This is a genomic window from Acetomicrobium sp. (assembly GCF_059026225.1).
The window spans coordinates 163,465-185,141 of the sequence record NZ_JBWQOQ010000002.1; the positions used below are offsets into that span (position 1 = coordinate 163,465).

At 45.0% G+C, this 21,677-nt stretch carries 20 protein-coding genes; 3 read left to right on the top strand and 17 right to left on the bottom strand.

What is annotated here, in order from left to right; all coding sequences use genetic code 11:
- Nucleotides 1–38: 38 nt before the first annotated feature.
- Together AC5SXE_RS01950 and AC5SXE_RS01955 are read left to right on the top strand one after the other, a co-directional pair.
- On the top strand, nucleotides 39–299 hold the full coding sequence (locus tag AC5SXE_RS01950; RefSeq protein WP_310848540.1) for a MoaD-like domain-containing protein: 261 nt from the start codon (nucleotides 39–41) through the stop codon (nucleotides 297–299).
- A 179-nt stretch (nucleotides 300–478) separates the two neighbouring features.
- Nucleotides 479–982 carry a ferritin family protein gene (locus AC5SXE_RS01955; protein ID WP_310848538.1) on the top strand — a complete coding sequence of 168 codons (504 nt, stop codon included), beginning with the start codon at nucleotides 479–481 and terminating at the stop codon, nucleotides 980–982.
- Nucleotides 983–1,065: 83 nt separating this feature from the next.
- On the opposite strand, the gene AC5SXE_RS01960 is transcribed toward AC5SXE_RS01955, so the two are convergent.
- The 7 genes from AC5SXE_RS01960 to AC5SXE_RS01990 all read right to left on the bottom strand — a co-directional run bounded on the left by AC5SXE_RS01960 (nucleotide 1,066) and on the right by AC5SXE_RS01990 (nucleotide 8,780).
- Nucleotides 1,066–2,058 (bottom strand): cation diffusion facilitator family transporter, encoded by a 993-nt coding sequence (locus AC5SXE_RS01960; RefSeq protein ID WP_493916448.1) that lies wholly within the window; start codon nucleotides 2,056–2,058, stop codon nucleotides 1,066–1,068.
- 189 nt (nucleotides 2,059–2,247) lie between these two features.
- Nucleotides 2,248–4,053 (bottom strand): aldehyde ferredoxin oxidoreductase family protein, encoded by a 1,806-nt coding sequence (locus AC5SXE_RS01965; RefSeq protein WP_493916634.1) that lies wholly within the window; start codon nucleotides 4,051–4,053, stop codon nucleotides 2,248–2,250.
- Entirely contained in the window at nucleotides 4,053–4,529 is a 477-nt protein-coding gene (locus AC5SXE_RS01970) for a 4Fe-4S dicluster domain-containing protein (RefSeq protein WP_493916449.1), read from the bottom strand. Before AC5SXE_RS01970 ends, AC5SXE_RS01965 begins: the two co-directional genes overlap by 1 nt.
- Nucleotides 4,530–4,626: 97 nt before the next feature.
- Entirely contained in the window at nucleotides 4,627–5,370 is a 744-nt protein-coding gene (locus AC5SXE_RS01975) for a 2Fe-2S iron-sulfur cluster-binding protein (RefSeq protein WP_332636468.1), read from the bottom strand.
- The gene (locus AC5SXE_RS01980; RefSeq protein ID WP_493916450.1) at nucleotides 5,370–7,232 is read right to left on the bottom strand and encodes an NADH-ubiquinone oxidoreductase-F iron-sulfur binding region domain-containing protein; all 1,863 of its coding nucleotides are present in this window, start codon (nucleotides 7,230–7,232) and stop codon (nucleotides 5,370–5,372) included. Before AC5SXE_RS01980 ends, AC5SXE_RS01975 begins: the two co-directional genes overlap by 1 nt.
- On the bottom strand, nucleotides 7,207–7,698 hold the full coding sequence (gene nuoE / locus AC5SXE_RS01985; protein WP_310848524.1) for an NADH-quinone oxidoreductase subunit NuoE: 492 nt from the start codon (nucleotides 7,696–7,698) through the stop codon (nucleotides 7,207–7,209). The genes AC5SXE_RS01980 and nuoE overlap by 26 nt, the downstream gene beginning before the upstream one ends.
- A 185-nt stretch (nucleotides 7,699–7,883) precedes the next feature.
- Nucleotides 7,884–8,780, bottom strand: a complete 897-nt coding sequence (locus AC5SXE_RS01990) for a DMT family transporter (RefSeq protein ID WP_493916451.1) — start codon at nucleotides 8,778–8,780, stop codon at nucleotides 7,884–7,886.
- A gap of 143 nt (nucleotides 8,781–8,923) precedes the next feature.
- On the opposite strand from AC5SXE_RS01990, the gene polX reads away from it, so the two are divergent.
- On the top strand, nucleotides 8,924–10,666 hold the full coding sequence (polX, locus tag AC5SXE_RS01995) for a DNA polymerase/3'-5' exonuclease PolX (protein WP_493916452.1): 1,743 nt from the start codon (nucleotides 8,924–8,926) through the stop codon (nucleotides 10,664–10,666).
- Nucleotides 10,667–10,718: 52 nt separating this feature from the next.
- Here the strand turns inward: polX and AC5SXE_RS02000 are convergent, their stop codons facing one another.
- The 10 genes from AC5SXE_RS02000 to AC5SXE_RS02045 form a co-directional block, all read right to left on the bottom strand.
- Complete coding sequence (locus AC5SXE_RS02000) at nucleotides 10,719–10,940, bottom strand: trimethylamine--corrinoid methyltransferase (RefSeq protein ID WP_310848518.1); 222 nt, start codon at nucleotides 10,938–10,940, stop codon at nucleotides 10,719–10,721.
- Between the two features lie 307 nt (nucleotides 10,941–11,247).
- Complete coding sequence (locus AC5SXE_RS02005; RefSeq protein ID WP_303883362.1) at nucleotides 11,248–11,601, bottom strand: carboxymuconolactone decarboxylase family protein; 354 nt, start codon at nucleotides 11,599–11,601, stop codon at nucleotides 11,248–11,250.
- 52 nt (nucleotides 11,602–11,653) lie between these two features.
- Nucleotides 11,654–12,967 carry a CCA tRNA nucleotidyltransferase gene (locus AC5SXE_RS02010; protein WP_493916453.1) on the bottom strand — a complete coding sequence of 438 codons (1,314 nt, stop codon included), beginning with the start codon at nucleotides 12,965–12,967 and terminating at the stop codon, nucleotides 11,654–11,656.
- A gap of 31 nt (nucleotides 12,968–12,998) precedes the next feature.
- Nucleotides 12,999–13,172 carry a ferredoxin family protein gene (locus AC5SXE_RS02015; protein ID WP_310848512.1) on the bottom strand — a complete coding sequence of 58 codons (174 nt, stop codon included), beginning with the start codon at nucleotides 13,170–13,172 and terminating at the stop codon, nucleotides 12,999–13,001.
- Nucleotides 13,173–13,228: 56 nt separating this feature from the next.
- A complete protein-coding gene (locus tag AC5SXE_RS02020; RefSeq protein WP_493916454.1) occupies nucleotides 13,229–14,239 on the bottom strand; it encodes an NAD(P)H-dependent glycerol-3-phosphate dehydrogenase in 1,011 nt (336 codons plus the stop codon).
- 8 nt (nucleotides 14,240–14,247) lie between these two features.
- Nucleotides 14,248–14,517: an acylphosphatase gene (locus tag AC5SXE_RS02025; RefSeq protein ID WP_310849303.1), complete on the bottom strand. Its 270-nt coding sequence runs from the start codon at nucleotides 14,515–14,517 to the stop codon at nucleotides 14,248–14,250.
- A 152-nt stretch (nucleotides 14,518–14,669) separates the two neighbouring features.
- Nucleotides 14,670–16,118 (bottom strand): sodium:solute symporter family protein, encoded by a 1,449-nt coding sequence (locus AC5SXE_RS02030; RefSeq protein WP_493916455.1) that lies wholly within the window; start codon nucleotides 16,116–16,118, stop codon nucleotides 14,670–14,672.
- Nucleotides 16,115–16,303, bottom strand: a complete 189-nt coding sequence (locus AC5SXE_RS02035) for a hypothetical protein (RefSeq protein WP_493916456.1) — start codon at nucleotides 16,301–16,303, stop codon at nucleotides 16,115–16,117. The genes AC5SXE_RS02030 and AC5SXE_RS02035 overlap by 4 nt, the downstream gene beginning before the upstream one ends.
- A gap of 23 nt (nucleotides 16,304–16,326) precedes the next feature.
- Nucleotides 16,327–16,836 carry a transcription repressor NadR gene (locus tag AC5SXE_RS02040; RefSeq protein WP_310848506.1) on the bottom strand — a complete coding sequence of 170 codons (510 nt, stop codon included), beginning with the start codon at nucleotides 16,834–16,836 and terminating at the stop codon, nucleotides 16,327–16,329.
- A 148-nt stretch (nucleotides 16,837–16,984) separates the two neighbouring features.
- Nucleotides 16,985–21,535, bottom strand: a complete 4,551-nt coding sequence (locus tag AC5SXE_RS02045) for an acyl-CoA dehydratase activase-related protein (protein WP_493916457.1) — start codon at nucleotides 21,533–21,535, stop codon at nucleotides 16,985–16,987.
- Nucleotides 21,536–21,677 lie beyond the last annotated feature (142 nt).

Consider the following 21,677-nt stretch of genomic DNA (forward strand, 5'->3'; position numbering starts at 1 on the left):
CAACATCCCTAAGCATGGCGTGAGGTGGCGCAATTAACATGAGCAAAGAAGTGCTTCTTGAAATGAGGACGATAAAAAGGGAGGAATTTATTGAGTGGTTTCGTCAAATTGGGGGTATAGAAACAAAACCGGGCACTTTTGAAGGTCCTTTTTGGAAAGCTTGTGTGAGCGAGCCCTGGGAGGTAAAACTTGGTGCCATGAACTTTTCTTCCCTTTACGTCAAGATAAACGTAAAGGATGATAAATTGGAAGATTTTATGAAGAAGTTTAGATTGCGCTTCCTAAGAGCAGGAGGTTAACATAAAATACGCTAAAAAGTCACGCAATGCACGCTTAAGCTAATCATAACTTCCAAAATCAGGGGAATATAAAACTCTACGCAATTTTTGCAAGTTATACTATTAACATGACTTTTAATTGAACCGTGGTGTATAATTGAGTAGCTTCGAACTTTTTAAAAAGGGGGGCCGGAGTAAAAATGGAAAGAAAAATCCTTGAGTTTGCCTTAAAGATGGAAAATGAAGCGAGGGATTTTTACCTTCTTGTCAAAGATCGAGTTGCCGATCCGACGAACAAATCACTGATCGCTCACCTTGCAGATTGGGAGTTATCCCATTGCAATTTCATTGATGATCAGCTTAAAAAAATTCAAAGCGTTGGCAAATGGGACCCAGCTGCTGCCACAGAAATGGACGAGGAGTCTGCCCAGGAGATTTTGAGAAAACCTTGGACAGAAGGAGAACTTCAAGCGTCGCGCGTTGCTGATGTGTCCGACATAAGCGTGCTTCGCATGGCACTTACTTTAGAACGTGATTTTAACAACTTCTACAAAAAAGCCTCGGAGAAGATAGAACATCCAGATGGAAAGAAAGTCTTAAACATGTTAGCAAATTGGGAAGCAGAGCACATGAGAATCATCGAGGAGCAAGTTAAACAATTGCACAGGGATTTCATGGCAGAAATGGGTTTCGAGCCATTCTAAACCCCAAATGAAAAATAACACCGAGGCATCAAAACTATTCGACTAAAGTTTAGAACTTCTAAATCATCAACAGAAAAGGAGAACTAGTCTCCTTTTCTGTTGTCCTCTGGCGGCTTCTCAACTTCTTTATCGCCTTCCTCAAGTCTAGGGTAACTTTTAGACAACCTCCCTACGTCAGCCGGCTCCATATGTATTGTTATGATGCTGTGGGGTCCAAAGCGCCTTTTGAAATCTCGTTCTAGCTGAATCGTTATATCGTGTGCCCTAGAGAGCGGCATATTTCCTTCGAGCATGATGTGAACGCTTACGGCAATGTGCGGACCCAGACGTCGTGTCCTCAAATCGTGAATCCCTCTTATCTCAGGAATACTCCATATCATCTTAAGAATATCCTTCTCCTCGTGCTCGGTAAGAGATGCTTCGAGCAATTCGTTTAAGCTTTCAAGAGTTAATGGAATTGCCAATTTTAAAATGATGGCTCCCAAGATAACCGCTGTTATGGGATCAAGAACACGCCATTTTTCACCAAAAAAAGCGGCTCCTGCGATTCCTAAAAGAGTCCCGCAAGCGAGAAAAACATCGCTTCTATGATCCCACGCCTTAAGTTTCAGCGAGCTACTGTCAAGCTCCTGGGCCATTTTATTGGTATGGACATATAACAATTCTTTAATTATCACGGTTAACGCCGCGGGCACCAATGCAACAGCTCTAATGCTTTCAAGAGGGTATCCCATAATAACTGACGTTATCTTGCGACCACTTTTCCAAAGTATAAATGTCGCAGCGATAATTAAAAAAATGCCTATTATCAAGGTTGCCAAAGTCTCAAATTTTGCGTGTCCAAAGTCATGGCTATCATCTCTGGGCCTACCCGCCGCAAAAAAACTAAGCAAGGCGACAGCGTCCGTTATGGAATCAGACAAAGAGTTTACCCCATCGGCCACCAAAGCACTGCTTTTCGCCCGTACCCCCACCACAACCTTAAAAACCATCAAAAGAACATTACATACTAGGCCAATGAGTATAACCCTGCTTGCGCTTCTTGCTCTAAATTTCAAGTCATCTCGATTCTCCATAAACCATACCTCTGAATTTCAAAATGTTTTTGATTAAACAGCAAACTCACAGTATATTTTCATTTTACCGCTTACCTTACGCGAAAGAAAATAACGATTACATCGTAAAAAGCAGGGAAAAGGACACCTTTTCCCTGCTTTTTATATCGCTTTGCTCGAAACAAACCAAGGGGCGAAATATTGATGTAATTATTTAGTTGCTAGGTCCAGCAGATCTAAGCTTTCAAGCCTTTCTTTGGTAGGTGTGCCATCTTTGTCCCAACCTCTGAGTTCGTAATATCTTGGAAGCATTTCGTGAAGCTTGTTAACGCTCCCCTTGGAAGGACCTGCAGGTATTGGCTCTTTGAGCAATCGAGGAGGTAAAGCATCTTCCTTAGGTGATATGCCAGCTTTTAAGTTAAAGAGCTTCTCTAAATTCCATATACGTTCTCCTATTGTAAGCAGCTCTTCTGCCGTAACTTCTCTGCCAATGATAGGAGTAACTTGAGAAGCCAAGTCACCTGCATCCAATGCAAAGGTCAAAAACAGGCAAAAGCCCAAAGAATCTACCGCGGCAGTCAAATCCTGGAACGTCTTAGTCCACTGTGGTTTAGACTGCGTATCAGCTGGATCGAGCTTTTCTGGAATGCCAAGGACTTCGGGAGAAGTAAGATATCCCCTAACGTGACATCCACCCCTGTTGCTCGTGGCGTATTCTAAGCCCATTCCTTGCAAGGCTCTAGGATCGTAAGCAGGCATCTCTTGTTTTTTAGCTGACATCGAAAGCTCCGGATGGCCGTACTTTTCGGCAAACCTGTAAGATCCGAGGGCTAGCTCATCACCAAAGCCACGCCTATAGCCCGTATCTTCAGTTAATTTCACAATCGCTTCGGCGTTACCCCAATGTAAGGATACGCCCGCCTTCTTTTCGTCGATCAGTCCAAGTTCGGCCAACTCCATGGCACACCCTATGGTGCTTCCCAGGGTTATGGGGTCCATTCCAAGTTTATTGCAAATGAAGTTGGCTTTCGAGATTGCCTCTAAGTTGTCCACGCCACATTGTGCACCATAAGCCCAAACTGCTTCGTACTCAGGCCCTTCGCCAATCTCTCCCATAGCCTTGGTGACCCTGCCACAAGCAGATGCACAGCTGCTACAAGCCTTGTTCCTTAAAAGGATTGTCGAAGCCATGGTCTCTCCGGAGATCTTGTCAGCACCCTCAAACCACGCTTCTTTAAAATTCCTGGTTGGCAGGGCGCCAACGGAATTGATAACGTTCACCAAGACGTTCGTGCCATAAGTCGGAAGTCCCCCACCAGAAACGGGATGCTCCGCTATTTTTTTGCGCGCCTTCCTTAAAACTTCCAAGAAGGATTCTCGATCGGCAATTTTTACCCCACCCGTTCCCCTAACAGCAATGGCTTTTAAGTTCTTCGATCCCATTACAGCCCCAACGCCAGTCCTACCTGCTGCTCTGTGTTTGTCGTTCATGACGCATGCAAAAAGCACCAAGTTTTCTCCCGCAGGACCAATGCAGGCTACTTTCGCCTCTGGGTCGTTTTCGGCTAAAATGGCGTCTGTCGTCTCGTAACAATCCTTTCCCCAAAGATGCGAGGCATCTTTTAACTCCACGTGATCGTTGTAGATCCACAGATACACAGGTTTATCCGCTTTGCCCTCAAAAATTACGAGGTCATAGCCCGCATATTTCAACTCGGGGCCAAAATAACCCCCTGAATTCGAGGCAGCTATGGTCCCCGTTAGTGGTCCTTTTGTGACAACGTTAAATCTTCCTGCAGATGTGGCTAGCGTTCCGGTGACGGGCCCTGTAGCGAATATCAGTTTGTTTTCCGGGCTCAAAGGATCAACTTTTGGATCTACCTCCTCGATCAAATATCTGCTTCCCAAACCCCTAGCTCCTAGGAACTTTTCTGCCCAGTCCATTCTTAAGGGTTCGGTCGTTATTTTTTTGGTCGATAAATTTACACGCAATACCTTGCCCATGTAACCAAACATCACTCGCTCACCTCCAGGACTATCTTGGCAAACTTGGCCGAAAATTCCTTCCTCTTTTGGAGGCTTATGGCATCGGCTGGCACGTATTCCAAAGCCTTAGTCGGGCAAAACTCCACGCAATAGGGACTGCCATCGCACTGATCGCATTTGATTGCTGTGTTTTGCTCCCAATGATAGGACATATTCCCGAAGGGACAGGCCATCACACACATCCTGCAACCTATACACTTAGATGAGTCAACTTTAACGACGTTTTTATCGTCCCTCGAAAGCGCCTCGGTCTTGCACACACTAATACAAGGAGCATCGTCACACTGCTGACACGTCATGGGCACGTTGACTCCGGCTTCAAATCGATAAGCAGTTACCCGCGATAAAGAGGGCCTAAATTCACTTTCCTTGATTAAAGAACAGGCCAACTCGCAACTGCCACACCCAACACACTTCTCAGGAGAAATGAGAAGTACCTTTTCCATTCCAATCCCCCCTATTCTTTTTTGGATGCTTCTTATTAGTCTGCTTCCCCCTAAGCAGACTTTCACGCCTAATTTAATCTAGCAGGAAATCCTTAAATCATGGCACAAAAATCTTAAATTTTGCGGCGTATTCGCGCTTTCTGCACCTGGGACAGAGCCTTGCATCCAGATCTTCCAGCCCAAGATACTCTAAAGCCTCTTCGGTGGTATGCGCTTCACCGCAAATTGGACATCGAATTAAAGTGAAGTTACGATTCCATATAGTTCTCGTATCGTCTTCGTTAACGCACTGAATGTAGTCGGTAGGACATACGTCTGCACAGGCAGCACATCCTATGCAATCTTTTGGCGGTTCCATGAAAGGCGGCGTTATTTTCTTGCCAAAACCCCTCCAAGCCTGCCCAATGGCAGAGAGTCCAAGAGTCTCGCACGCTCTGACACATCTGTCGCACCTTGCGCACTCATCGGGGTCGAATAAAAATCGAGGGTCAATTTCTACGCTATATTCTTCCGCCAAAGCATGGATGGTCCTGGATTTGGGTGCCCGGCTCAACAAAAGACCTATAATGAACCTGCGCGCCCCTATGACCTCATCGCTTTTAGTTTTAATTTGCAAAGGGCCACGGATCGGATACATACAGGATATAACAAGCTGCCCTCTTCTTTTCGGTCGAAATACTTCTACCATGCACAACCTGCAGTTGCCATCGGGCGGAAGTGCCTCGTGATGGCAAAGTGTGGGGATTTCTACACCCGCAATGCCCGCGGCTTCAAGAATGGTCGTTTCCGATGGTACCGAAAAACGTATGCCATCCATGACAATATTGACATCATTTTTCATCATGAACACCTCCTCATGGAGGTTATCGAATTGGTTGGACATACGTCCAGGCACTGACCACAACCTATGCATCTTAAGGAGTCTAAAATATGAGGTTTTCGAACCTCGCCATAAATAGCTTTCGATGGGCATATCCTAGCACATTGGCCACAACCTACACATCGGCGCTCATCTATGCTCGCTATAAAAAGGCCTTGACATACCCCGGCACGGCAATAACCTTCCACGTGTTCCCGGTACTCCTCATGAAAATACTTCAAAGTAGAAAGGACAGGGTTTGCCGCCGTTTTACCAAGACCGCACAAGGCGGTCTTGCTTAGTTCATTTGCCATTTCATCCAAAAGCTTCACGTCGTCCAAGCTGCCCTTCCCCTCCGTCAAATCATGAAGCAACTTTTGTAAGGCCTTTAATCCTTCGCGACAAGGGGTGCATTTACCACAAGATTCCTCGACGAGAAAATCTATGAAATACCTAGCGACGTCAACCATGCAAGATCGATCATCCATTACAATCATGCCACCTGAACCCATCATTGAACCTGCCGCAACTAATGTGTCGAAATCCACTGACAAATCCAGCAAAGATGCAGGGATACACCCTCCCGACGGCCCTCCTGTCTGCACGGCCTTAAACGCTTTATCCTTTAGTATCCCGCCGCCGATTTCATATATTATCTTGCGCAAAGTCACTCCCATCGGCACTTCAACCAACCCTGTGTTTTTAACTTTTCCAACCAAGGCAAAGATCTTCGTGCCGTTGTTATTCTCAGTCCCCAGTGTCTTGTACCATTCGACGCCACCCGTTAAAATAATGGGAACATTAGCCCATGTCTCGACGTTATTTAAGATAGTTGGCTTATCCCAAAGTCCCTGCTCAGTGGCGTGGATGTATTTGACCCTCGGAACGCCTGGCAATCCCTCAATAGAACGCATTAAAGCAGAAGATTCACCACATACGAAGGCGCCTCCACCTTTGCATATTTCTATGTCAAAATCAAAGCTTGATCCTAAGATGTTCTTGCCTAACAAACCACACTCGCGAGCCTTCTCGATCGCAATCTCCAATCTTCTCACTGCGAGAGGATATTCGTTTCTGACGTAAATGTAGCCTTCACAAGCACCTACAGCATAAGCGCCTATCATCATACCCTCAATGACGCTATGGGGATCTCCTTCCATCAAGCTTCTATCCATAAAAGCACCTGGATCTCCTTCATCACCGTTAGCAATCACATACTTAGGGTAATCATCTACGTCCCTGCAGGCTTTCCACTTATATCCCGTTCTAAAGCCACCGCCACCACGACCGCGCAAATAAGAATCGGTAATCTTACTAATAATCTCATCGCTGCCAAGTTGAAGGGCCAACTCCAAGGCTTTATAGCCATCTGTGGCTATGTAATCCTCGAGGGACGTGGGATCGATGTGACCCGATCTGCGCAATATTAACCTCTGTTGATTAGCATAGAAGGGTATTTCGCTGTCGCTTCTATAAGTCTTTTTTGTTACGGGATCACGGTAAAGCAGACGCTCTATTACTTCGCCGTTTTGGATGGTCCTTTGTACTATCTCAGGAACATCTTCCACCCTTACATTCTGATAAAATATTTCACCCGGGGAAACTATCACTATCGGTCCTCTTTCGCAAAATCCGTGACATCCCGTAAATTTAACGACAGGTTCGACATCTACAATCTCGCCGACAGCCTTCCTAAAGGCTTCCAGAACCTTTAAGCTGCCGTTTGAGACGCATCCGGTACCACAGCACACGCGCAACTTAGGCTTATCTTTAGCTTTCCTCAAATCTTCCTTTAAGCTATCGCGATAATATTCGAGATCACTTGGCCTTAAGAAAAAGGGCATCTTTTCTCTCCGCCTCCAAGATATTTTCAACATCATTTACATTCAACTTTCCGTAAACCTTATCACCGATTGTCATAACAGGCGCCATGGCACAACACCCGAGACAATTCACCGTTTCTAAAGTAAAGATCCCATCCTCAGTGGTTTCACCAGCACTTATTCCCAAATTTTCGCTTATTGCTTTCAATATTTGTTTTCCTCCGCGAAGATGGCATGCCGTTCCCTGACAAACCTTTATGATCTTTTCTCCCTTTGGGGTCAAACTTAGCGCTTTATAGAACGTGGCCACCGCAAAGACCCTGCTTTCAGGTATATCGAAATACTCGGCTATTGAACGCATTGCACTGGTTGGCACATAGCGGAATCTATCCTGCACGTCCAGAAGCACCTGTAGCAAAAAGCGTGGATTTCTTTCGTATTGGGCCAATAAGTCATCAACCACCATATCCGAGGTAGTACTTGACACTGAAGAGCCCCCCTTTTTTACAATCCCCCACTCGATTCCTTTACTGCAAATATAGTAACACTCCTTTATGAAAACGTGAAGAGCTTGCCAAAGAACTAACGTTGGCATGGTGCTATTAATGTCTTAAAGCTAACCGCAAATGTTGCCCCTTTTATTCAGGTTAAACAAGCTAATATTTCTATAATTTATCTGCGCTCTCCAAGTGCAGCCAGCACAATACCAGCTAACACTAAAGAACCACCAAATATTGTCACTGGCATTATGGTTTCGCCCAATATAAAATAAGCTAATATAGGGCTCATCACGGGCTCGCCCAACAAAGCTACTGCCACAAAGCCCGCTGAAAAATACTTGAGGGACCAGTTGTAGCTGCTATGCCCGATGATTTGAGGAAAAATAGCAAGACCCCAAAGACACAACCATGTCTTCGAAGGATAACCCCACAATGAATACCCAAGACAGATTGCGATGGCAAACAATACCACCGCCGCAGTAGAGTAACATATGGTTATATATGAAAGAAGTGAGACCTTTTGCCTCAACCTGCGTCCTAACAAAAGATAAAAGGCAGTACACCAACTGCCCACGATGGCGAGAAAATCACCAAGCAGGGCCTTCCCACCCAAAGAAAAATCTCCAGCGCTTATTATCACACTTCCAGTTACGCTAAAAACCACTCCCAATATCGACATCTTCGTAAATCTGTCATTGCTCAACAATGGCGTCAATAGGGCAACCCATATGGGATTGGTATTGACAAGCACCACGCTGCTGGCCACGGTAGTATAATCTAGGGAGGAAATCCAAGCAGCAAAATGGATGCTTAAAAAAACTCCGGAAGCGAGAGCAATTTTGACATCATTAAAGGTGAGGGACTTTATCTCTTTCTTTGCAAAAAGGCAAGCCAATGGAATTAAGATAAGGCAGGCAAGCCCAACCCGGTAAGCTGAAATAACCAAAGCCGGCGCATCGGCAAGACGAATCATAGTGGCTCCCGTTGATATGGCCATCACGCCTATCGCCAAGATGACGATGGGTAGAAATAGGGGTCCTTTTTCCCCATATTTTCTTTCATCAACCAATTCTCTCGCCTCCCAATCTCGCCTGCCAATGAAGCTTAAATCTAGAATGATTGGTAAGTTTGGCTAATTTGAGTATATGATATTTCTAACCATAGGTTGAGATAATATTAAGAAAGTTATGCATCCTTGGGAGGTAGTTATAGGTGCAACGCGAAATAGATGCCGACTTTCTAGCGAACCTATTCGATCGTATAGCAATATTGCTAGAAATAAAAGGCGAAAACCCATTTAAAGTTAATGCCTACAGGCGCGCCGCAGAAAACTTGCGAAGAGAGACAAGAGATATAGTCGAGCTGTACAAAGAGGGAAAATTGACGGAGATTCCAGGGGTAGGAAAGGCCATTGCCCAGAAAATAACCGAGATATTGGAAAATGGAAAGCTGGAATTTTACGATAAACTGACAGCGGAAATTCCCGAAAGACTGCTTTCTTTATATGAGGTGCCGGAAATGGGCCCAAAGCGAATTAAACTGGTCTGGGAAAAGCTGGGCATTGATTCGGTGGAAAAACTGGAAAAGGCGGCACTAGAAGGGACCTTAAGGAGCTTGCCCGGTTTTGGGCCAAAGATCGAAAGCAAAATACTTGAAGGCATCATAGCATTAAAAGAAAGGCGCTTGGTCTCAAGATATCCCTTGGGGGAGGGCTGGGATTTATCTCGAATTATAGTTAACCGTTTAGGCGAATTTGAGGGAGTGGTCTTCGTATCTCCTGCAGGTTCTTTACGACGTATGAAGGAAACGATAGGTGACTTGGACATTCTAGTGGCGGCCGAAAAAGATGCAACGAATAAAATAATTAAAGCTTTCACTGATTTGGAAATAGTGGAAGAGGTATTACTTTCAGGACCAACGAAAACGAGCGTTAGATTTAAGGGCGGTCTTCAAGGCGATTTGAGAATAGTAGAGCCTTCGAGATGGGGAACGGCTTTACAGTATTTTACTGGCAGCCAACAACATAACATCTCCCTGAGGGAAATCGCACTCAAGAAAAACTTGAGCTTGAGCGAATATGCCTTGACCGACAAAATAAACAACAAAGAGATATTGTGTTCTAGCGAGGAAGAAGTATACGAGAAACTTGGAATGAGTTGGATACCACCAGAGATAAGAGAAGGCACGATAGAAATAAATTTGGCCCTGGAAGATAAGTTGCCAAGGCTCGTGGAAGTTGGCGATATAGAAGGCGACTTACAGATTCATTCTACTTGGAGTGACGGAAAGCGATCCATAAAGGAGATGGCTGAAAAAGCCTACGCTCTAGGTCGAAGCTACATCCTGATAACTGACCACTCACAGGGATTAGGCATAGCGGGAGGATTATCTATCGGGAGATTAATGGATCAATGGCACGAAATAGACGAGCTAAATGAAATATTTGAAGGTAAACTGGTCATCCTTAAAGGTGCCGAGGTAGAGGTTCGAACCGATGGCACTTTAGATTATCCTGACGAAGTTCTCGAGCACCTTGACGTGGTCGTAGCTGCCCTTCATTCTAATTTGAGGCAAGAGAGAGGACAATTGACCGAGAGGTATATTAAAGCCATATCTCATCCCTTAGTTCATATTTTAGCGCATCCATCGGGCAGGCTCTTCGGAGTGCGCGAAGAAGCCGATGCGGACTGGGAAGGGATTTTTAAAGCAGCAGCTTCATCTGGCACATTGCTCGAGATAAATGCCCATCCAAGCAGGCTCGATCTATCGGGAAAAAAGATAAGGCAAGCTTCCAATCTGGGCTGTAAATTTGTGATAAGCACTGATGCCCATGATATACACGAGCAAGAATACATGTTCTTTGGGGTAGCCCAGGCAAGGCGTGCTTGGCTAAAAAGGTCGGACGTGGCAAACACGCAATCGCTGAAGTCTTTTTTAGAACAAATCAAAAAATAAAGAACATTTGTTTTTCATGCAAAGCTCTTTATGTAAATAAAATCACGCTTAACTAAGTTGCATCACAAAATCTAAATCGCAGCCTTCCTGCCCCTTCGCAAGCAAATAAATAATCGCCTTCCCTTGTAGGCTTAACTTCTTTCAAGTGCTCTATTACATTTTTATGCATCCAACAGGTAATGTCGCTAGCTCCTTCCACGCTATAGGGCAAGTAGTCGCTTTCTTCCCTTTCATCGGGACGACCTATCAGGCCCGCCGGGCCTACATAGGCCATTCATCAACCGGCTATATTAGTGCGCATTAAAATCATAAAATGCCCGCCGTGAGTTCTCACTTGATTTAGCCAATATTGTGAGGTTATCCTTATTTTGTTTTCCTTTTCCATTCTATCCACATCTCCCCTTATCCGTGCCATCGCAAATATTATACGTAGGAACACAGGGACTATTGAAAGTTGCCCGCTGAAATATGTACCGCCCTTCATCGATCCCTAAAAGGGCAGATGAAGGGCGGATTTTTAATAATCTTATGATTAATTTAAACTTTAACCCCTGGTCCGAAGAAACTTATCGGTCTAAGGCCTAATTTTCAAATTCATGGGCAAATTCCTTGATACTTTCATTCACTAAGGTAACGCAATGGCTTATTGCAGGACCCCCGCCAAATTGAACAGCCACCAAGGCTGCCTCCATGATTTCATCTTCAGTGGCTCCAGCTTTCAAGGCATTATAGACATGTGTCACAATACAGTATTTACATTTAATGTATACAGCAATAGCTACAGATATCAATTCCTTAGTTTTCAAATCCAATGCACTCGGCGCCATCAATTTACCGGTAAATTCTAGGAAAGCTTGAACCTCAGGTCTTTCTTTCCCAACTTCTTTTATGTTTTTTTCAAGCTCTTTCATTATTTCTCTCGGATTCCATGCCATTTGCAATCACCCCGCTTGATTATTAATTTTGTTCTCTTCAGGCTATCCATTACTATTTATATTTTATCATATGCTTGAGGTAATTAAGGGCATCATCTCGGCTTTTGATCTTCCCCCTGGCCATTAGTTCGTAAATCGTGGAAAGAATCCGCCCAACCTCGGGACCTTGTTCTATATTGAGGATATCCATAACATCCCGCCCGGAAATCAACTTTCTCTTGCCAGAGAACTTAAAGACACAAGACAGGGCTATTTCCCGGTTTTCCATCCAGTTAGTATAGTCTCCGTTACTTGAGGTTATATCGATGTAGGAAAGCAAAAACAGGCCATCCAGCCAGGATCTCCCATACTGCATGTAAAGTTTAGGTATTCGCCTGGGTGCTGAAGAAATTAGGGGAACCATATGCCATCTCACCATGGCTGCAACACTTCTAACGAAATAACTGGGCCACGCCCATCGAGTCATTATCTCTTTAGCTAATTTTCCTCCATCTTTTTCATGGCCGATGAATCGTATTCGACCTTCTTCCTCTTTTATGGTGTTTGGTTTTGCTATATCGTGAAACAATGCGGCGGCCCGCACATCGATTCTGTTCGTCAGTATTTCGGCGTTTTTTATGCACAACCTTGTATGTTCATACACATCTCCTTCAGGATGAAGATACGGGTCTTGTGGAACGTTTTTAAGGGCATAGATTTGAGGTAAGACCGGAGCTAAAAAACCCGTATCATGCAAGAGTTCTAAGAACCTAAAGGGGCTTCCTCTTAAAACTTTATAAACTTCCTTGCCAACCCGTTCAGGCGGTATATTTTCAAATAAAGGCAGACTTTCTTTTGCTTCTTCCATCGAAGGACCGTCAATGCTAAACCCTTTTAAAGTTGACGCGAAGCGAAACAACCTGATGCACCGTATGGGATCTTCTTTGATCCTGTCTCCCGGAGAACCTGTAAAACGAATGATTCTCTTTGTTATATCTTGGAGGCCGCCAAAGGGATCTACCAACTCTCCGACGAAATTCATCGCCATTGCATTTATGGTGAAGTCCCTTCGAGAAAGATCGTCAAATAAAGTATCCCCTTGAAAGGGCGTTACTTCGATCGTCCATCCTTCTTGAGGAATGACCAAGGTGCAAAACGGCTCGTTGCCCACCATCTTGGCTCCAGGGAAAACATCCATTATATCCTTTGACTGAGCAGACGTTGCGATGTCCACATCAGTAAAGTGCGATCCTAATATGAGATCCCTGACCGTCCCTCCGACAATGTAAGCCTCAAATCCATTTTCCCTGAAGAGCCTTAAAACATCACAAGATCTAGATAACTTATCTTTGATCATCTTTGCCCTCACAAAAAAGGGCCTAGTCACCTAGGCCCCCAAGACACTAAAAATGAACACCCTACTGAGATATTGCCGAAACAGGACAGGTGGATACACAAGCTCCGCACTCTATACAATCATCGGGATTTACTTGAGCTTTCCCATCTACAACGTTTATCGCCTCTGCCGGACAAACGCCTACACAAGCTTCGCATCCTATGCAAACATCCTGGTCAACAACCGCTTTTGCCATAAATAATCCCTCCTAATTTTGTTGAAATTGCTTTAAAAACAACATCATGTTAAATTTTACATCCATTGCATAGCGGGAGGCAACTCAGGCTTAAAATCTCTCAATAGCAAAGTTCTTAGGGCCTCGGCTGGCGAGAGATTATTGTACAATATATCATACACCACATTAACGATTGGAAGTTCTACTCCCGCATTTTCGCCCATTTTTTTCAAGGCCTTAGCGGTATAAATTCCCTCTGCAACTTGTCCCAATTCGCTTAAAGCTTCCGCCATGGTTTTGCCCCTACCGATAGCAAGACCCAGACGCATATTTCTGGAATGATCGCTAAAACAAGTCACGACTAAATCCCCAACGCCGGCAAGTCCTGAAAGCGTCAATGGATTCGCGCCAGCCCTTGCACCCAATCGCATTATTTCGGCCAACCCACGGCTAACCAGAGCAGCTAAAGTATTATCGCCTAATTCCATCGCCTTTACAATACCAGCAGCTATAGCGATCACGTTTTTGACGGCTCCTCCTATCTCTACGCCACTAACATCGTTTGAAGTATAAACCCTGAATGTAGGGCGAGAAAAAATTGCTTGCCATTGCTCCGAGACTTCAAAACTCGAGGAAGCCACTACTACAGCAGTTGGAAGACCTTGAATTACCTCCTCTGCATGACTTGGCCCAGACAAGACAGAATAAGTAACATCGCCCAAAACGTCTTTGACAATTCCACTGACAGTGGACATGGATTCAATTTCGATGCCTTTGGCAACGTTACATATGTCTGGTGCCTTTGTCATCTCTCCCGCAACTTTGGTTAAAAAGCCTCTTATAGCTTGGGTAGGCAAAGCTATCACCCATTTGGATGACGCCATGGCCTCTTCAAGTTGGGAAGTGGCCATGACATTCGGAGATATGCGATATCCTCTTAAATAATCGGGGTTTTCGCCCCTCATGTTGATGGCACGCGCCTGATCGAGTCGTCTGCACCAAAGCGTCACAGAATACCCATCTTCGCCGAGTAAATTAGCTAATGCCGTGCCCCAACTGCCAGCGCCAAAAACAGATATTTTCTTCATTTAATCAATCAACCTTCCACTTGAAAGGTAACACACCTCGGGTCGGGATCCTCGTAAATTAAAGTTACGTTTTCGACGATAGCATGAGGCGGTCCTTTGCTGCACCAACTAATCATTCTTTTAACGCTTTCTGACTCTCCTTGAATCACGACTTCGACCCTGCCGTCGCCAAGGTTCTTTATATAACCGGCAACTCCAAACTCTTTAGCTTTAATCGTCGCGTAATACCTAAAGGCCACCCCTTGAACTCTCCCCGAAAGCCAAAGGTGTGTGCGCACGAGCAAAAAGCGACACTCCTTCCTTTTGCACTTGTTAGATATCTTACCACAGACGATGCGAGGCTCAAGGGAAATATAAATGAAGACCCTATATGATGTCACTTCAAAGGGGCAAAACCTCACAAAAGAGACATGATCCTCAAAGGCCAAACCTAAAATTTCGCCAGCATTTCTTCCTTTAGGCCATCCAAGAAGCGTTTAGCCGTGCTAGGCGCTTTTGTCTTTAGGCTTACCAGGATAAAACTAGCGGTTGCAACCAAAAGCCCCCACACGGCTGGCCATTGGCCCAGAAATTTATAGTTAGCGAGCGTCAAAAATCCAACCGTCACTCCGCCAAATAATATGCTTGCCATCGCACCCTTCGCTGTAGCTTTTCGCCAAAAAAAGGCTCCCCAGACAGAGGGCAACTGCACCAACAAACCTCCCGATGCTAAAGATGACAACACAACGATTAAATCAAGCCTCAATTGAGCAAATAATAGGCAGGCGGCTATCAGAACCACTATGACTATTTTCGAAAACGCCAATTCTTTCTCCTCAGAAAGTTCGGGATAAAAGGCTTTGAGCAAATCCCTTCCGAACATGTTACTCAAGGTTAAAACTATGGAATTCATTGTAGATACCGCCGCAGCCATAATGCTCACGAAGACGACGACTGAGATCGAAGCTGGAACTTGCTTTAACAACATGGGCATGGCGTTATCGGGGAGGTCTAAACCCGGGATCAAAAGAGCCGCCATCAACCCTAAAACACAGCATATTAATGTGTAAATAAATCCAAAGTAGGAAAAGCCTAGGATCATTTTTTTCATACTAGCCCTATCTCTGGGTATGAAGAGGCGCTGAACTACTTGTGGGTTTGTTATGGCGAAAAACGCCCATGGCAACGTCAGCCCGATGAAAAAGGATGGCGGCCAGTTTACGCTAAGCAAATCACTTCTTTCTCGGATAAGAGTACGGTAAAACCCGACGCCTTTCAATTCAAACGCAAGATAGCCAAGAAGTGTGAAGCTTGCTATTAGCATTATTATAGCCTGGAAGGCATCTGTGCGAGCAACGGAACGCAATCCTGCCCACCAGCAAAAGACGAAGGTTACAATTGCAGCAATCACGGTTCCCGTGGTGTAACTTAAAGAACCGCCGGATAACGTTTCAACGAGATAACCTGCACCCATAAGCTGAACTGAGGCATAAGGTATGAGCATTACAAGACACAGCATGGAATTAATGGCTCCAACGCCTTTGTTTTCATATCTAAAACTTAAAAGCTCAGAAGGGCTAATAAGATTATGCCTCTTCCCAGCCACCCAATATCTGGGAGCAAACAAGAGCAACAAAATCACCGTACCCATAAGATATATCAGCTCAAATCCGAGGGCTGCTACGCCATAGCGATAAGTTAGCCCTACAAGACCAACCATCATAAAGGCACTATAGGTGGTAGCACTATAAGTCATCGCTGAAATAAATCCGTCAATTCTTCGACTCCCCAAGAAATAATCTTCCAAATCAACCTTGCCCTTTTGTCGAGATGTGTAAGAAATGTAGGAACCAACGATAAACCAAATACCTATGCTGAACATCAAAAAAGAAGCGGTCATAGTTCTTTCCTTTCTCCTTTATTCCAATTTTTGATATATATCGTACCTATTATGAGCACGAAGGCAGTAACCAACGTCCAAAAGACGAAAGACCCGCCTTCGCGAAGAAAAGAATAAGGCACGATTACATTACAGATCCCAAGAAATAGGGCAAAAACAACTAAACACTTTTCCTTCCTGGTCAAAAGGATCACAACCTTTCAAGTTTCTAACCTAGAAAAAGAAAACCCAGCTTTCTCAAAGTTTCTTTTATACGTTTTAGCGCTTCTTCATTGTCCGCTTCTATGGTATGCAAGTGAAAACCCCTTGTAAGGGAAAGCAGCGGCTCTTGACCTGAGCTTTCGAGCATACTGACGAAGCGCATCACTTCTTCCTTTGAAGCAACTCCAATGCTGCCTTTGAGCTCCCCATACAGCGGATGGTCTATCATCACGTCAAGTACTTTTCCTCCCGCCTCCACGATCGCAAGCAGCTCGTCAAAAACCTCTTCTTTAGTGTGCCGAACAGCGATAATTTCGCGTATCTTTTTAACTTTATCGAGAAAGTAACCAGATGGAGTGGAAACTATCTCAAAGCCTTGGTTTCTTAGTAATGCTATGTCTTGGACTATCGTCTGACGACTAACACCAAACAGCTCTGCAAGATAAGAACCGCTCACTGGCGAGGTTGCCTCTTCAAGAATTCCTTTAATTGCCTCTAGCCTTTGAGCACGATTCATCTGCACTCCTCCCCTTCGCCTGTACATAGCGGATAGTAGCAGTATATAGCATGTATGTCAACAAAAAAACACCGGTTCACGACGTTGAATCCGTTCTTGAAGGCATATTCGTGAACCGGTAAATCTAGCTACAGCCTCGCGCTTTTCCTCAGCGTGAAGACTCTTCCTGAACGACGAGATTTCCTTTTATGGCCGGGCTTGACCTTCTTTTGCCACGATCCAAAGGATGATTCATCTTCGCTTTAAGGCGACACTGCTCCCTAAAGGCCGCTATCTCGGCTTCTAAATTAGTATTGGCCGAATCCCCAAAAAAGGCGTGAACCATGGGAACTACCAAGTTTGGATCGCGCTTGGTCTCTTCTTTTAACATGGCGTCCATCTTGGCCATAGCTACGCCCTCCTGCATGCAGGTAAAGGGGCCAACGTGAAAGATCCCGCACACCCTCTGTCCATTGCCCGGCAGTTCTCCACGCAAAAACTTCAAAAAAATCCCTATTACCAATGGAGATTCTCCCGTAATATCACGGTGATAGCGCCTGCTTTCCTGTAGGTCCTCAATGATGACGTTTGGCTTGGGCAAGACCTCGCGCTCTTTAGCAACTTCGCCAAAGATTCGCTTAAAGCGCCAATCTGCGTATTCCATATAGAATTGAGCAAATTTGTAGGCGAACTTGGGGTCCTCTCTAATTGTTAAATAATTTATGTATTCAAGCCACTCCGTGATGCTTCCCCTAACCACTTCCAATCCCTCTTCTTCTAAGCGTTTTATGACGTATTCAGTGTATGGATCGTGTTGTCTCGTGTAGATTTCTCCCACGTAAAGAACAAGGGGCAGTGAGTGATTTTTTGCCTTAGGTACCTCTTTCAAAAAAAGGTCCATGGTCTCTTTAGTCCACTTTTTCAAGACAGAATATGACGCCCCACGTTCAATCAACAACTTTTCCAATAAGTCCATGCGATGTGAGCATAATTCATCAAAGGCTTTTTTATCGTCGCTGTAAGGGCGAAATTTACGAATTAAATCGTCAACCATATCGGCCATCTTGATTGCCCTAAATACGTTTAAAAGGGCGTTGGCCTTGCTTAAGGTTCCGCCGAATTGCTCAGGAGCTTCGATCTCTATGTAACTGCTATCCGTGGAAGGGCTCACTATGGGAACGCGATCGATCCCTTCCTGTTTTAAAAATATTTTCAGCACTTCTCCGTATTTGCCAAATCTGCAGGGACCGGAGGTAGTTGGCAAAAATATCACGATGTTGTTTCTGACCCATTCTTTGCCCTGTTCCTGAGCCAAATCCTCTATGGTTGCCATGACGTCTCCTATCACACCTCGCAAGGGGAAACACGTCTCGGTCGTTATAAACCGACTTGCTGCATCCTTAGACTCGGGTGTAGCCGTAGGCATCGCCATAGCAGTCACGCCATAATGCCTTAAAACAGCGGCACCCAGGCGGCTTGCCTCTCCCATGTAAGGTATAAGCCATATGCGAGACCCCAAGTTTAATTTCTCCTTTTCGTTATCGTGGGGAAAGAGGACAAAGTCCGATAGGGATAAATCGTTTCTAGGCCTTGCCTTTTGCACAACTCGCTCATGAGCTTCGGCTCGAGTGACGAAGGGAGCGTTATTGGTTTGAGCGTCGGTCACCAGATGAAGGAAGGGTTTTTCTGCCCTCCTAAAGATCTCGCTTTCATGGTAAAACTTCATAGAGTCAGGACCACAGGCGAAGTTCATCTGCCTTATCGGAAAAAGTTTCGGGTTTCTTGCCGTGTATATAGCAGCCTGAAGGATATGGGCATTTTGATACCAATACTCGTTGTAAGAAAGCTCATCGACAGGAATGTCCTTGAAATACTTCTCTAAAAAATTTTGCGGGATGTACCTCATGCCACGCTGCTTCGAAAACATGGATCCGGAGTTAGATGAGGCTTGAGGATCCAGTATTACGTAGTCTCTGCCCAAACCAACAAATCCTACTTCCCCAGATTCTTCAAGCTCCTCTAAAAACTCGTCTCCATATCGGTAAAGCTCCTCTTTAAAGATCTTTAGTTTTTCATTGGCATAAGATATCGCTGCCAAGATATCATCAAGGGTAAAATCATAGCCTAGCCTGCGAAACTCATCGAGCAATGCCCTGGCAGTTGTCTCTTCGTCATTTAAGTAAAGAATGCTCAAAAACTCCCTCCCAGGTTCTATTCCCAATATGTCCTGAAGTAAGAACCCTTCGGCTTCCGTGTAAATACAGAACTTACGATGGGGCTTTACTGGCCTTACCTCTTCGATGAAACAGGGGTTAAAAAGATGCTTAATTCTTTTATCTTGATGCAACAACGCCGCATGCCCTATCACAAGTTTCATAGCTATGCAAAACTCGGTAGGAGCAATGTTTATGCCCGCTTGAGCTATCTCGTCACTTGACTTGGGAGTCAGTACTGGGAGAAAACCTAGCTTTTTAAAGATCGCCGATGACCATATCCCCAGATCGCCCAAGGTCGCTCCGCCTCTATGTATGCCCATGGTTGGCAAATCAGGCCTCTTGTCTGCATCAAGGTTTTCATATAAGACACCATCAAAATGTTTTTCAAGCAATTTATGGTATATCTCTACGTAATCCTTTCTGCTTTGCCCCGTTCCTTCGCTGTTTCCCCTAGGGCAAAAGCCTCCGGTTATCACCTCTTCCCCGCCAATCGAGAACACCTTTAACTTGCAATTTCTCATCCCGCAAGACAGAGGGCCAAAGTGATCACTGCACATGACATCGCGCTTCTCAAAGACCATATCCACGACTTCGAATCCCCTGAAGGCCGAGCACACCTCCTTGCCTTCCTCTTGAAGTTGCAAGATTTGATTGCGCAAGAACAAACCCGCCCCCCAAGCCCCAAAAAGCTCTCTGTGAGGGTAGGCATAAATATCTTTGCCTGTAACTTGAGCCATGGCCGCTAGAAATGCCTTGCCCAGAGCCGGACCGCCCTGACAGGAACATTTGTTTTTGACGTGCTGCGGACCTCCCACAAACTTATTGAAGTAACTTGCAGCTGTAGCCCTAATGATCGCAGCAGCGATTTGTTCTTTTGTAAAGCCCTCCGATATGAGCCTGTTTTCTTCCATTTCCATGAAGACACCGCAGGTGGAATCTATTAAAGGCACGATATCGGCCTTCAACGCGGCTTCCTGCAAGCTCGATTTGACATCGAGGTCCAAAAGTTGAGCCATATTCTCCAGAGTTTGGCCAGCTCCAGCTTGACAAGAATAGTTCATGCGCGCTTCTTCGATTTCGTCGGTTGAAACTCCATTTGTAACTTTAAAGGTTGTAAACTTCATGTCCTGTCCACCCACTTCGAAGATGGTATCTATAGCAGGATCATGAAATTTAATGCCAACAGCATGACATGTTATTTCATCTACGGCGCCGTCGAGCACATTGTAGCCTTCCGCTTCCAAGGCCTCCTTTTTAGCGCGACTTACGAGGATTCGCTCATATAACTTTCTGGCCGACCCAGTCGTACATACGCCCAAGACATTATAGTTATCTGCCCTTCTCGACAAATATCTGAAAACTTCTTTTAACGCCCCTTCTGGATCTCCATGGGTACTTATATATATTTTGTCCAAAAGCTCCCCGGTGGAAACGTCCACTACGGCAGCCTTGGTCGTGGTCGAGCCCCCATCTACACCGATGGTCACATTTCTGACATCGTTAACTTCTACATCTTTTATCTCTCCATCATACACATGAACCTTATCCAAATAAGCGTGAAGCGGTGGTGCGCAGGGACGCTTGCCTCTAACAAAGGATGTAATCTCCTCGAGCTTTGAAAAATCCATAACGTAGGTGTTGTTTTTCTCGATGGCCTCAAGGGCCACGCCAATCGCAGCAACCGCTCTAAAATGCTTTGGTCGTTTTAAAGATAAGCCCAAAAGATCTTGAACTCGCTTTAATAGATAGTCGCTTGCAAAAACGCCTCCAGTTGCTATGGAAGGCACCGATTGGTCTAAATCTCTTACGCCAACGACATCATTTCTATAATTTCGCGCTACTGTAGCGTAAAGGCACGAGACCAAGTAATCTCGGTCTGCGCCCTCGTTTTGCTCGTGTATCAAATCCGACTGTATGATGACTCCGCATCGAGCATTAAAACCTCGTACTACGCCGTGCATAGCTAGGTCTTCTTCTGCCATTTCATATAAGCTCTGCATTAGCTCCATCTTTTCCTCGGCACTGCTTGAGTTAAAAAGCAATTCGTCTTCCTTGAGGTAGAGGCGCCTCAACTGCTTTTCGATCAGTATGCCCGAGCCGCCCCCGCATTTGCTATTGGCCGACCACTCGAGCAAATTAATCTCTTCTCCCAAATGGCCCACCTTAAAAAAGTAAGAGTCCTTTGCACCCATATGAAAGATATAGACCACATCAGGACACAAAAGCGAGGCTCCTTTTGGAATTGTCACGCTCTCATAATCAAATAATAGTTCGGGAAAGACGTCTTTGAAATATTGCGCTCCTATGCCAGTAAAAGCCGTAGAGACAATTTTGCCATCAACAGAATTCGCCGCGAGATCCTTCCACACTTCGGCGAGCCTATCAAAGGGAGTGCCAAAATGAGGAACGCTGGGGGACACATAGGCAACTCTGCCAAATTCATCCAAGATAACACTATGGATCGCAGAAGAACCAATATCTATGCCCGCAAAATAACGTCTCATATTTATCTCCTCTTCTTATTCGATGATATTCAAAAAAGTTATTCAGTCGTTTTCAAGTTTATATTTTACATCAAAGGATTGCGAAATGACATATAATCTAAACATAGAGACACCTTAAGAAAAGGAGGGATAAGAGGTGTCA